This window comes from Bacillus cereus group sp. MYBK14-1, assembly GCF_051916885.1.
In the GTDB taxonomy this organism is placed as follows: Bacteria; Bacillota; Bacilli; order Bacillales; family Bacillaceae_G; genus Bacillus_A; species Bacillus_A cereus.
This window is the reverse complement of record NZ_JBQAHM010000012.1, coordinates 18,562-31,181: the sequence shown is the minus strand read 5'-3', so window position 1 is coordinate 31,181 and position 12,620 is coordinate 18,562. Positions and strand designations below refer to the sequence as shown.

The window sequence follows — 12,620 nt, the reverse complement described above, 5'->3', positions numbered from 1 at the left end:
TTACTCCCCCTTTTTCATTCCATTTTTATACGCTCGATTGTAAACTAGTCTATCCAATTTGTACAATACAAAAAGGCTACTCGTTAGAGTAACCTTGGTAAATAAAATTATATCAGCGATTTTCCAATTATATCGACCGTAACTCAAATTATATCAGCAATTATTGAAATATATCGACTTACCGACAATGAACGACAAAATCCTCTCGCTATTTGCGGGCATCCTAATGAAACTTCCATTTACCGCTCAAACACAATCCGCTGCTTCGTAATTTCTTCCAATCTTCCGCGATCTACTTCATACTCAGCATCAACGCTTTGCGGCACCATCACTTTCCCGCCCTCAAGCATCACTTCCGGCCAAATAATATCCTGCTCCCAATGTCTACTAGAAGCAGATATATCTCCTGGAATCGTAAAGTTAGGCAATGACGCAAGAGCAACATTTTGCGCTCGTGAAATCCCCATCTCTACCATACCACCGCACCAAACGGGTACGTTATGTTCCATACAATAATTATGGATTTGGATTGATTCTGTTAATCCGCCCACTCGCCCTGGTTTAATGTTCACAATTTGGCAGCTGCCAAGCGTAATCGCAACGCGTGCATCTTCTAAACTATGAATACTTTCATCTAAACAAATCGGCGTTTCAATTTTCTTTTGCAATTCCGCGTGATCAAGAAAATCGTAATCCGCTAACGGTTGTTCAATCATCATTAATTGGAATTCATCTAGTCGTTTCAGCCTCTCCGTATCCCCTAATGTATATGCTGAGTTTGCATCAGCCATTAACGGGATACCTGGGAACTCTTTACGAATCTCTTTCAATAATTCGTAATCATGCTCTGGCTTTATTTTCACTTTAAAGCGCTCGTATCCTTCTTCTGCGTACTTCTCGATTTGTTTTAACATAACCGGAATTGTATTGATCCCAATTACAACGCCGACTTCAATTTCAGACTTCGTTCCGCCAAGCAATGTCGCTAACGATTTCTTTTGACGCTTCGCATATAAATCCCAAACAGCCCCCTCTATTCCGGCTTTTGCCATTCGGTTTCTTTTTATATGTTGAAATAGACCCGGTACCTCATTCGGATGAGAAATTTCAGCCTTTAATAAATCAGGTATTAAAAAGTCTTGCAGTACATGCAGCGCTGTCTTCACCGTTTCTTCCGTATACCACGGTTCAGAGAATGCAACGACTTCCCCAAATCCGATGTACCCGTCCTTATCCTCTAATTCAATAACGATACTCTCACGCTTTTCGTAAGTCCCGTAGCTTGCAGCAAACGGGATTACGAGTGGCATTTCCGTTATATACAGTGTCGCTTTTTTTATTTCCACCTACATCTCCTCCACTAATTGTCTTAACTCTCGTCTTAACAATTTTTTCGAAGCGTTACGTGGTAATTCCTTTAAGAAACATGCTTTCTTCGGCACTTTATATTTCGCTAACTTCTCCTCGCAAAAATGAAGAATTTCTTCTTCTGTTACCGCCCCGCTTTTCACAACAAAAGCAGCTGGTACTTGTCCCCATTTATCGTCAGCCATGCCGACAACGCCAGCTTCCGCTACTGCCGGATGGGAGAGTAACACTTCTTCAATTTGAGCTGGATATATATTCTCTCCGCCAGAAATAATTAAATCACTGCGGCGATCTAATACGTATAAAAACCCTTCTTCGTCTAAATAACCGAGGTCGCCAGTATGAAGCCATCCGTTTTGAATAGTCTCTCGCGTCGCATCTTCACGGTTAAAGTAACCGCCTGTTACGTTCGGTCCTTTTACTACAATCTCACCTTCCGCAAATGGTGGCACTACTACGCCATCTTTTTCAATACGAAGTTGGCACTGAAATAGTGGTTTTCCAGCTGATCCTACTTTCGTTAACATATAATCTGCGGATAACGTACAAATTTGCGAAGATGTTTCTGTCATACCGTACGTTTGATATACAGGAATTCCTTTTTCTACACATGCTTCTAATAGTGGTTTTGGCGCTGGTCCTCCGCCAAGTAATATGCATCGTAAAGAAGATGGATATGTCTCTGCCCCAAGTCGCTCTAATAAATCAGTTAACATTTTAGAAACGACAGAAATAATTGTTACTCCTCTCGTTTGAAGTGCTTTATGAATAAAATCAGCATCATATTTCGGAACAAGTAAAATACGCATGCCATACATAATGTTTTTCATTAAAAGAGATAGCCCGCCAACATGGAACATCGGCATGCAGGCTAACCAACAATCATCATCACGAAGTCCTAAATTAAGCGACGAACCGACTGCGCTTGCCCAATGATTGCCGTACGTTAAAATAACGCCTTTCGGTTTGCCTGTCGTCCCAGACGTATAAATAATTGTCATCGCTTCTTCTAAAGAAAACTCTTCTTGTATAGAGGCTTCCTCTTTTGGTCCATTCATCACTTCGGCTAATGAATAAACAGGAACATCTTTAGCATCAAAATCTTGATCCGTTACTAAACAAACAACTTCAGCATCATCCATTTGCCAAAGTAGCTCTTCTCTTGAAAGACGCGTATTTAAAAGCACAGCTACTGCACCTACATAAGATAGGGCGTGAATAACTGTAATCATCTCCATACCATTTTTCATCAGAACAGCCACCTTTTGCCCTCGCTCCACTCCAACATGCGTGAGGTGTTCACAAACAGATACTACTTTTTCATGCAGCTCCATAAAAGTAACTTTCTCTTCCTCTATTTCAATTGCAGTGCGATCTGGTGTTAAAAATGCACGTTGCATTAACCAATTTGGCATCGTCTCCATCATTCATTCTCCTTTCATGAAAGAAAGAGACTTGATATGATATCAAGTCTCTTAGTTGTTTTGTTTCCGGTTTGGTCTTATCCAGCTACAGCGGCTAGAACAGTCGGTCGTTTCACGCCTTCCTACGCCCTCTTGTTCTAAGCAAGCCGCTTCCGCTTTTGGTTTGATCAAGGGAAACGAGGGAATTGACCGAAGTCCGGACTGCGTTTTTCTTTGAATGCGTCACGACCTTCTTTTGCTTCGTCAGTTGTGTAGTACAATAACGTTGCATCTCCAGCTAGTTGTTGAATACCAGCTAGACCGTCTGTGTCTGCGTTGAATGCAGCTTTTAGGAAACGAAGTGCCATTGGGCTGTTTGCTAAAATTTCTTGTGCCCATTGTACTGTTTCTGCTTCAAGCTCTTCTAATGGTACTACAGTGTTTACTAAGCCCATATCAAGTGCTTCTTGAGCGTTGTATTGACGGCATAGGTACCAAATTTCGCGAGCTTTCTTGTGGCCTACCATACGAGCTAAGTAACCAGCTCCGTATCCACCGTCAAAGCTTCCTACTTTAGGACCTGTTTGTCCGAATACAGCGTTGTCTGCAGCGATTGTTAAGTCACATACGATATGAAGTACGTGTCCACCACCGATTGCATAACCTGCTACCATTGCGATAACTGGTTTAGGAATTGCGCGAATTAGACGTTGTAAGTCTAATACGTTTAAACGAGGGATTTGGTCGTCACCTACATATCCACCATGACCGCGAACTTTTTGGTCGCCGCCAGAACAGAATGCACGTCCACCTTCACCTGTTAAAATGATAACGCCAACATTTGCATCATCACGAGCTTGTGCAAAAGCGTCGATTAACTCCATTACCGTTTTAGGACGGAATGCGTTATGTACTTCAGGGCGGTTAATCGAAATCTTTGCGATACCATTGTATGTTGAATAAATAATATCTTCGTAATTGCCTTCTTTTACCCATTCAATAGCCATTACAACTACCTCCTTGTATATTTCTGATCTCCTCTATAAGTGTAACTTCATTCTTAACTGAAAAAAGCATCACTGCATAGTTTTTAGAAATCCCTTTACTATTGTATCAAACTTTTCCGGTTGTTCCACATGAATTGCATGGCCAGCACCATCAATTTTGACAAATTTCGCGTCAGAGATGCATTTTTCAATATTTTTTAATATACGAAAGAACTTTTCATCATACTCTCCGTTCATTAAAAGAACAGGTATTTTTAAGTTTTTCAGCTCATCCCACCATGAAGGCTGAGCCCCCGTTCCCATGCCGCGCAAGCTATTTGCAAGTCCTTTTGGATTGTTAGCAAGTCGTTCTTTTCGCACCGCTTCTTGTACGTTTTTTGCTAAACGTTTTTGCGTTTCAAAAAGCGGAATATTTTCCCACATAGATACAAAACTTTCTATGTCTTCTCGCTCAATTTTATCGGCAAGTCGATCATCTTTTTCACGACGTTCTTTTCTATCTGCTTCGTTTTCGAGCCCAGCTGTACAATTTTCTAATAAAAGAGAGTGTACATAATCTGGATATAGACATGCCATCGTAATCGCCAGTCTTCCTCCCATTGAGTAGCCAAGTATATGTGCTTTTTCAATATGAAGGTAATCTAGTAGTTCTTTCATTTGCAATGCCACATTTCGGATGTCATAATGCACAACATTTTCAGGACTCTCAGTCTTTCCGTGTCCAACAAGATCCACTACAATAACTTGAAACTGCTCACTCCATGAAGAGATAAAAGAACGCCACGTTTCCATGCTTCCCGTAAAACCATGAAGAAGTAGAAGTGGTTCCCCGCTTCCGACTACTTCATATTCATACGATACACCTTGCAGCGTTACGTTCATTTTGATTCACCTTGCAACGATGTAGTAATTACGTCCTGTGTTTTTGCCCATAACGTACGGTGCAATGTTAAGTTTTCATCACGATTCGTACAAATTTCCACAACGTGTAAACCTTCTGTCGTCGTTCCTTTTCGAACTTCTTCTCGGAATTGCTCCCAACCATTTACACGGCTAAATGAACCGCCGTACATTTTGACAACATGCTCATAATCAAGTCCAATTGGTGTTCCAAATAATGATTCAAAATGTTCCTTTTTCTCATACTGTGGTAAGAATGAGAAAATACCCCCACCATCATTATTTACAACGACAATTGTTATATTTAATTCATGTAATTTCGCTGCTAACAGTCCATTTAAATCGTGATAAAATGATAAATCACCAATTACTAATACAAGTGGGTCGCAAATAACGCTTGCTCCTAGAGCTGTCGAAATGATTCCATCAATACCATTTACACCACGGTTTGCCATCACATGGATGTTTTTATCCGATGTGAAGAAGAATGAGTCTGTATCACGAATTGGCATACTATTGCTCGCAAATAACGTTGCGTCTTCTGGTAATACGCGCACAATATCTGTAATAACCTTTCCTTCAAATGCAGTTTCATATGTTTCCATTTCACGAAGTGTTTCCTTCGTTTTTTCGTTTATATGTTGCCACATTAGGGACCAATCATTCTTTTTCATAACTGGCATTTTTTCTATTAATGTCTTGCAGAATTCAATGTCACTTGCTTGCACAACTTCTGTCGCAACAAGAGCTGGATCTCTCCATTGTCCTGATTCATCGACAACGATATGAACTGCTTTCGTTTGTTTTTTTATGAACTGCGTTAATGATTTAGAAACAGGCATACCACCAAAGCGAATTAAAACGTCCGGTTTCCATGTTTCTTTTAACTGTTCATTTCGTAAAAATGTATCATAACAGTCAATTACCATCGTTTTATCGTGGTGTCCGCTACGAATATTAGAAAGTGGGTCTGCTAATATAGGATAGCCAGTTTTTTCAGCTAGTTGCGTTGCAAACATTGCAATTTCTGCATGACTATCATCTCCACAAATAATAAGCCCCTTTTCCATATGTGAAAGGCGCCCTACAAGAGAATCTACATATTCACTCGGCATCGTCACGTTTCCTTGCTGAACTACTCCTGTATATTCACTACGTCCTTTATCCCATAAGCTTTCTAGTGAGAAATCAGGGATAAGTGGCTCGCGAACTGGAAAATTAAGATGAACAGGACCCTGCGGCGCTAAACAAGCATTTGCTACTATACGCTGCGTCGTCATACGAGCGTAATGATACATCGCTTCACTTGCTTCTGGCAGTGCCATCTCTGTAAATTGTTTCACAAAAGTACCGTATAAATTAAATTGATTCATTGCTTGTGGTGCACCCACATCTCTTAATTCATGCGGTCTATCCGCTGTTAAGACGATAAGTGGGACCCTTGAATGAAAAGCTTCACATACAGCTGGATAATAGTTCGCTGCTGCTGTTCCTGACGTACATAATAATGCTACTGGGCGTTTTTTTGCTTTCGCAATACCGAGCGCGAAAAATCCTGCTGATCTTTCATCCACATGTAAATATGTGTTCATTCCTTCGTGTTGTTCCATTAGTAAAGCAATCGGCGTTGACCGTGAGCCTGGACTAATGACAACATCACATACATCTAGACGCGTCAGTTCATCCACGAACGCGCCTAAATAATATGATAATGCTTCTATATGATTGTTCATTTCATTAATTCCTCCAAAGCACCAAGCATCGGTCTAAACTTCAAACTTGTTTCTTCATATTCAAGCTGCGGGATTGAATCAATTACAATACCACAACCGGCAAATAAGGATGCTTTCTCGCCGTTTAATAATCCGCAGCGCAGCGCAACCGCAAATTCACCATTTCCTTCATCATCTATCCAGCCAATCGGTGCACCATACAACCCTCTGTCTAACAATTCAACATCACGGATCAGTTTCATCGCTTCCAAACGAGGTGTCCCGCCAAGAGCTGGTGTTGGATGTAATTCTTCTACCATTGTTAAAAGGCTCGCATCGCCTTTTGCTTCTACAGGCGTATATAAGTGAATTAAGTTTTTCGTTGTTAATAAACCTGGGCTTTCCGGAATATTAACGTATTCGCAATGTTCATTTAGTACCAAGCGGATCATGTTAACAACATACCCATGTTCAGCTAAATTCTTTTCATCATGAAGAAGCGCATTACTATTTCGCTTACTTTCTTCTATAGAATGACCATGACCGATTGAACCCGCAAGACACATCGATGTAAATCTCTCATCTTCTTTGCGAATTAATCTCTCAGGCGTCGCTCCTAAGAAGCATGCTCCTTTATAATCAAAAGAAAATACGTAACAATCCGGTTGACCAATGCGAAGTGCTTCTAAAACAAGAGCAGAATCAATCGAATGATTCATCTCTACTTTTAGTTCCCTCGCCAATACAACCTTCTGCACGTTACCCTGCTTCATCTCATCTTGTACTTTTTCAATTGCTTTCATCCAGCCTTTCGGATCCACTTCTACTTTAGAAATAACAGTCAATTTCGATCCGTTTAGCGCACATTTACTCTCTCTCAAAATTTTCTCTTCTAAAGAAATCATTTCGTTATAAAGATTTTCTGCACAATCTGTTGCTGAAACAAATGTATTCATCGTTAACCATGCTTTTTCATTTTTTACAGTTAATAAAAATGCTGGTAGTGAAAATGTCGTATCTTTAAACTCTTTCCATAGGTCCGTTTTCTCTTTTTCTGGATCAAAGGAAAAACCACCAAATAAAAGCGGACCCGTTCCAAATTCATATTCATCTCTTTGGACAAATGCATTCTCTTTTACTTTCTCCCACTCGTCGCGAGCGGTTTGAAAGCGCTTATGAGAAGAATTTGCTATAGTGAAAACAGAGCCAATTCCTGCAAATATTACATGCTGAGCCGGGTCTGCAAAATAACATCTATTTTCGAATGAAATCCTTTTTCCTGCTGCATAGAACAGAAGCGGATCCACCCAGTCTATTTGTTTTACAAAACTAACCAATGTTTTTTCGTTAGTTGCACGCTTGATAGCTGCAATAAGAACTTCTTGCAAGCCTTTTTGTTTCGTTTGAATCACAATTGTCTCCCCCTATGGGCGAAAAATAGTCATAATTACGCTTGATTTTAAGATACACCTCAAACGAAAGGCCTGTCAACGTTTAGCATTTCTGAGAAATTCACCTTCTCTTCCTAGAAAATAAACGTTGACACTAAATGATGCTTTTTCTACACTTAGTTGTGTACAATATGTGACCAAAGGAGGATTCAACATGGAAATGAACGTCAAAACGAATTCCTCTCCTACGGCGCCAAAGCCAAGTAAGCAAACAGGCTGGCGCATCTGGTGGAGTTTACTACGTCCCCATACATTAACAGCCGCTTTCGTACCTGTTTTCATCGGAACAGCATATTCGATGCAGGTCGGAGGTATAAATCAAATACATCTTCCTCTTTTCCTTATGATGCTTCTTGCTTGTCTTCTCATTCAAGCAGCAACAAACATGTTTAATGAATACTTTGATTATAAAAGAGGACTCGATCACGAAGGTTCAGTTGGTATCGGCGGCGCTATCGTTCGCGATGGCATTCAGCCAAAAACAGTGCTTAACTTAGCATTTGGATTTTTCGGCATCGCAATACTATTAGGTGTTTATATTTGTATAAATTCTAGCTGGTGGCTTGCTGCAATCGGTCTTGTTTGTATGGCCGTTGCTTACCTTTATACAGGTGGCCCACTTCCAATTGCATATACACCATTTGGAGAGTTGACAGCCGGATTATTTATGGGTGTCATTATTATTGGGATTTCATTCTTTATTCAAACTGGAACGGTAACATCAGAAGTCATTTTACTATCTATTCCAAGCTCCATTTTAATTGGTGCCATTTTACTAGCCAATAATATTCGTGACTTGGATGGCGATAAAGAAAACGGTCGTAAAACGTTAGCAATTCTCGTTGGACGCGAGCGAGCGGTTGGTGTACTTGCTTCGATGTTCATCGTTTCCTACATTTGGACAATTGCTTTAATTATCGTGGGCATCGTATCACCATGGATGCTTATCGTATTTTTAAGTGCGCCGAAAGCATTTAAAGCGACGAAAGGCTTTATCGGCAAAAGCATTCCGATGGAAATGGTACCTGCGATGATTGCAACAGCAAAAACAAATACAATCTTCGGTTTCCTAATGGGAATCGGATTATTACTTGGATACTTTCTATAAAAGGAGCTGCTTATGCGGCTCCTTTTTCATATCTAAAATTCATCTCATAATTCCTACTCTCAACGCTCATACTATGTAAAGAAACTGAATTGTAGGAAGGTGGACGACTATGTTAACTCCACAACAAGTAGGTCAATTTAAATCCATTTTAGAAAAACAAAAACAAGAACTAGAGCAAACGATACAAACTCATGAAAATACAGATCGTGCTTCTGAACGTGACTCAGTAGGAGAACTGTCTAGCTATGACAACCATCCAGGTGATATGGCTACAGAGCTATATGAACGGGAAAAAGACTTCGGGCTTATTGAACTTTGGCATAAACAGCTTGAGGACACGAAACATGCCTTGCAAAAAATAGAAGCGGGTACGTACGGCATTTGCGAAGTGTCTGGCGAAGAGATTCCATTTGAAAGATTGGAAGCAATGCCGACTGCTACAACATGCATCCAGCACGCGACAAATAAGTTAAATATGAATACACGACCAGTTGAAGAAGAAGTGTTGTCTCCTTCTTTCCACAAGCATGATGAGGACAATTCTGTTGAGTACGATGCGGAAGATGCGTGGCAAGATGTCGCAAATTACGGAACATCTGAAACGCCGTCTGATTTAGAAAGACAAGATTCAAAAAACTATAATGGCATGTATGTAAATAGTGAAGAAAACGTAGGCTATGTGGAGGATTTTGAAAACTTTATCGGTACGGATATGTACGGGAAAAACCCACAGGTTTTCGCTACAGAAGAGCATGAAGAATATGAACAAATGCTTGATGATTTTGAAGAACGTACCTTCAAAGGTGAATTATCTTCAAATGAATCTAGTTCCAAAGAATAAAAAAAAGCATTCCGAAAATCGGAATGCTTTTTATCGCTAGCTAATTAGTTTTTTGTAACGTTAGCAGCTTGTGGTCCACGGTTACCTTCAACGATTTCGAAAGAAACTTCTTGACCTTCTTCTAAAGTTTTGAATCCGTCACCTTGGATAGCTGAGAAGTGAACGAATACATCGTCTCCACCTTCAACTTCGATGAAACCGAAACCTTTTTCGCTGTTGAACCATTTAACTTTACCTGTTTGCATGTCATGTACCTCCTAAATAAAAATGAAACTATGAATCCACATGAAAAGGTGGATATAAAGGACATGAATGTATAACAAGCTTACAGCCTTTAATTCAACGTGCTTTATTTCCGTACCACATTATGTAGCTCAATAGTGATTTCACTATATCACGCTATATCCAAAACGTCAAATGAGAACACTTTCATTCCACCATTTTTTTATAATTTTAATATAATGTTGAATTTCCATATTCATATATTATCCAGCCATTTGCGGACAGCTTGATTAGCGGGAGCTGATAATCAGTTTTGGTTGGTTCCACTTTATTTGAAAATTAACAAAACTAAAGTATTCTAATCCTACTAAATTCTGTACAATATAAGTATCTATTACATACGAGGTGAAAAAAATGAGAGCACATGAAATTGAGTATAAGTTATATGGCGATGATATGCAGTTTGTTGAAATTGAGTTAGATCCAGAAGAAAGCGTGATCGCAGAAGCTGGTGCAATGATGATGATGGAAGATTACATAGAAATGGAAACAATCTTTGGTGATGGTTCTGGCCCATCTGGAGGTTTATTCGGAAAATTAATGGGCGCTGGTAAACGTCTCGTTACAGGCGAAAGTATGTTTATGACTGTATTTACAAATACAGGTCACGGCAAACGCCACGTCTCATTTGCTGCTCCTTATCCTGGTAAAATTATTCCTGTAGATTTAACAGAATATCAAGGAAAAGTAGTTTGTCAAAAAGATGCCTTTCTTTGTGCCGCAAAAGGTGTTTCTATCGGAATTGAATTTACGAAAAAAATAGGAACTGGTTTCTTCGGTGGTGAAGGTTTCATCATGCAGAAACTTGAAGGTGACGGCCTTGCTTTCATGCACGCAGGTGGAACTGTATATAAACGTGAATTAAAACCTGGTGAGAAACTTCGCATTGATACAGGTTGTCTCGTTGCCATGACAAAAGATATTAACTATGATATCGAATTCGTTGGTAAAGTAAAAACAGCTCTATTTGGCGGCGAGGGTTTATTCTTCGCAACATTAGAAGGTCCTGGAACAGTTTGGATTCAGTCCTTAACACTTAGCCGATTAGCAGCACGCCTTACAAGCCCAGCAGCGCAAAGTACTGGCGAAGGTAGTGTATTAGGTGGACTTGGTCGTTTATTAGATGGGAAAGAGTAAAAAGGGCCCTTATGTAGGCATGGCCATCAACTAATAAAATAATAAACTTAAAACACCCTTGCTTGCAGTAATGCAGTGAAAGGGTGTTTTAAGTTACGTCTACAAACGAGAAAAAGCAGTTAAAATAAAGTAATAGGGTTTACTTCAGGAAAATAAGGTATATTATATTTGTTGAATAGATTCTCTTTAGAGACAAGAAAAGTAGGTGAACAAAGTGGGAAAATATCAATTGGATTCCAAAAGTCAGGTAGCTGTGGCAAAGTTCCATGAAAAACAGAAACCTGCCAAATTTGATAAAAAGCAGAAACTTGAACAATTACGTGCGGAGTATTTGAAAAAAAAGCAAAAACAAACAGATAAATAATATGTTTCGTTTCCCGAAATTTTCGGTATATAGTGCGAACAAACACAAGTAAATAGGTAATCATCGTTCAAATATATACAGGCTATTTTTTCAAACCTCTTACAAGCCCAGCATTATAAAGTACTGGTGAAAGTAGTATATTAGGTGGCCTTGTTCACCTTTTAGATGGAAAAGAGTAAAAAATGCCTCCAATGCAAAAAAACATCGGAGGCATTTCTCTAAAGTTTATGACTATGGCACTTTATTTTTACTGCGGAGGGCTATACATACCATTTCGAATCATATAATACTCCATCGCTTCATTAAGCCATGTCTCTTCTTCTTCCTTGTAAGGAGATGGCATCATATTATTATATTGTTCTTCTACATTCTCTAATTTACCTAAAGAATACATTGTCTCTTCACCAACATACTTAAGAGTCGCCTTCATATGTTCATCAACCAATTTTTGCACTTCTGAATCCTCAATTTGTCTTCCAAATAACCTTTTCACTTCTTTTGCTAAACGCACAAACTCTTTATCAAGTGCTATGCGCTCTTCTTCCGACTTATTATATAATCCATCAGCCAAGTCTTTTGATACATATCCTTCAAGCCATAAACGTTGTTCGTTTTCTTTTTGAATGCTGTTAATTAGACTCATTAATATGTCACTATCCAACTCTTCATCTTCCTCAAGACATACCATTGTTCGTTCAAGCGCCTTTATCGAAACTTCAATGTGTCTTCTCTTTTCTTCAAAGGCTTTTCTTTGTTGTTCCAACGTTTCTTTTAAATTTACATTCAAACTTGGCATTTTCAGCATAACGCGTATTTCTTCTAAACTATATCCTAATACTTTAAGACTCACTATTTTCTGTAGCTCTAATATATCTTTTCCTTTGTACAAACGGTGACCAGAGCTAACATTCTTTTCAGGTTTAAGTAGTCCAATTTCATCGTAATATTGTAGTGTCCGTATTGATGTGCCTGTTCTCTTTGAAAACTCACCAATTGAACAGCCTTCCTTTTTGCTCATCTTACACTCCTCCTAACAATATGTTTACA

Annotated in this window: 12 protein-coding genes; 4 read left to right on the top strand and 8 right to left on the bottom strand. The window is 39.3% G+C overall.

All coding sequences use genetic code 11. The features are described from left to right. Positions 1-239 precede the first annotated feature (239 nt). From menC to ACTFR3_RS23885, 6 genes are all read right to left on the bottom strand, one after another. Positions 240-1,346, bottom strand: a complete 1,107-nt coding sequence (gene menC / locus ACTFR3_RS23910) for an o-succinylbenzoate synthase (RefSeq protein WP_000403301.1) — start codon at positions 1,344-1,346, stop codon at positions 240-242. Next, the gene (locus ACTFR3_RS23905) at positions 1,347-2,792 is read right to left on the bottom strand and encodes an o-succinylbenzoate--CoA ligase (RefSeq protein ID WP_000449571.1); all 1,446 of its coding nucleotides are present in this window, start codon (positions 2,790-2,792) and stop codon (positions 1,347-1,349) included. 167 nt (positions 2,793-2,959) lie between these two features. Beyond that, positions 2,960-3,778, bottom strand: a complete 819-nt coding sequence (menB, locus tag ACTFR3_RS23900; RefSeq protein WP_000963881.1) for a 1,4-dihydroxy-2-naphthoyl-CoA synthase — start codon at positions 3,776-3,778, stop codon at positions 2,960-2,962. A 69-nt stretch (positions 3,779-3,847) separates the two neighbouring features. Further along, on the bottom strand, positions 3,848-4,660 hold the full coding sequence (menH, locus tag ACTFR3_RS23895) for a 2-succinyl-6-hydroxy-2,4-cyclohexadiene-1-carboxylate synthase (protein WP_088362130.1): 813 nt from the start codon (positions 4,658-4,660) through the stop codon (positions 3,848-3,850). After that, positions 4,657-6,411, bottom strand: coding sequence for a 2-succinyl-5-enolpyruvyl-6-hydroxy-3-cyclohexene-1-carboxylic-acid synthase (gene menD, locus ACTFR3_RS23890; RefSeq protein ID WP_440044856.1), 1,755 nt, complete (start codon positions 6,409-6,411; stop codon positions 4,657-4,659). The genes menH and menD overlap by 4 nt, the downstream gene beginning before the upstream one ends. Continuing rightward, positions 6,408-7,802 (bottom strand): isochorismate synthase, encoded by a 1,395-nt coding sequence (locus ACTFR3_RS23885; RefSeq protein ID WP_440044855.1) that lies wholly within the window; start codon positions 7,800-7,802, stop codon positions 6,408-6,410. Before ACTFR3_RS23885 ends, menD begins: the two co-directional genes overlap by 4 nt. A 193-nt stretch (positions 7,803-7,995) precedes the next feature. On the opposite strand from ACTFR3_RS23885, the gene ACTFR3_RS23880 reads away from it, so the two are divergent. Continuing rightward, positions 7,996-8,949: a 1,4-dihydroxy-2-naphthoate polyprenyltransferase gene (locus tag ACTFR3_RS23880; protein ID WP_000425766.1), complete on the top strand. Its 954-nt coding sequence runs from the start codon at positions 7,996-7,998 to the stop codon at positions 8,947-8,949. Positions 8,950-9,058: 109 nt separating this feature from the next. Next, positions 9,059-9,790: a yteA family sporulation protein gene (locus ACTFR3_RS23875; RefSeq protein WP_000957396.1), complete on the top strand. Its 732-nt coding sequence runs from the start codon at positions 9,059-9,061 to the stop codon at positions 9,788-9,790. Positions 9,791-9,834: 44 nt separating this feature from the next. Here the strand turns inward: ACTFR3_RS23875 and cspD are convergent, their stop codons facing one another. Next, positions 9,835-10,035: a cold-shock protein CspD gene (cspD, locus tag ACTFR3_RS23870; protein ID WP_001193054.1), complete on the bottom strand. Its 201-nt coding sequence runs from the start codon at positions 10,033-10,035 to the stop codon at positions 9,835-9,837. A gap of 391 nt (positions 10,036-10,426) precedes the next feature. Between cspD and ACTFR3_RS23865 the strand changes: the two genes are divergently transcribed. Together ACTFR3_RS23865 and ACTFR3_RS23860 are read left to right on the top strand one after the other, a co-directional pair. Continuing rightward, the gene (locus ACTFR3_RS23865) at positions 10,427-11,209 is read left to right on the top strand and encodes a TIGR00266 family protein (RefSeq protein ID WP_025709976.1); all 783 of its coding nucleotides are present in this window, start codon (positions 10,427-10,429) and stop codon (positions 11,207-11,209) included. 214 nt (positions 11,210-11,423) lie between these two features. Then, positions 11,424-11,573: a hypothetical protein gene (locus ACTFR3_RS23860; protein ID WP_000521637.1), complete on the top strand. Its 150-nt coding sequence runs from the start codon at positions 11,424-11,426 to the stop codon at positions 11,571-11,573. A gap of 247 nt (positions 11,574-11,820) precedes the next feature. On the opposite strand, the gene ACTFR3_RS23855 is transcribed toward ACTFR3_RS23860, so the two are convergent. Continuing rightward, a complete protein-coding gene (locus tag ACTFR3_RS23855) occupies positions 11,821-12,591 on the bottom strand; it encodes a MerR family transcriptional regulator (protein WP_000037216.1) in 771 nt (256 codons plus the stop codon). Positions 12,592-12,620 lie beyond the last annotated feature (29 nt).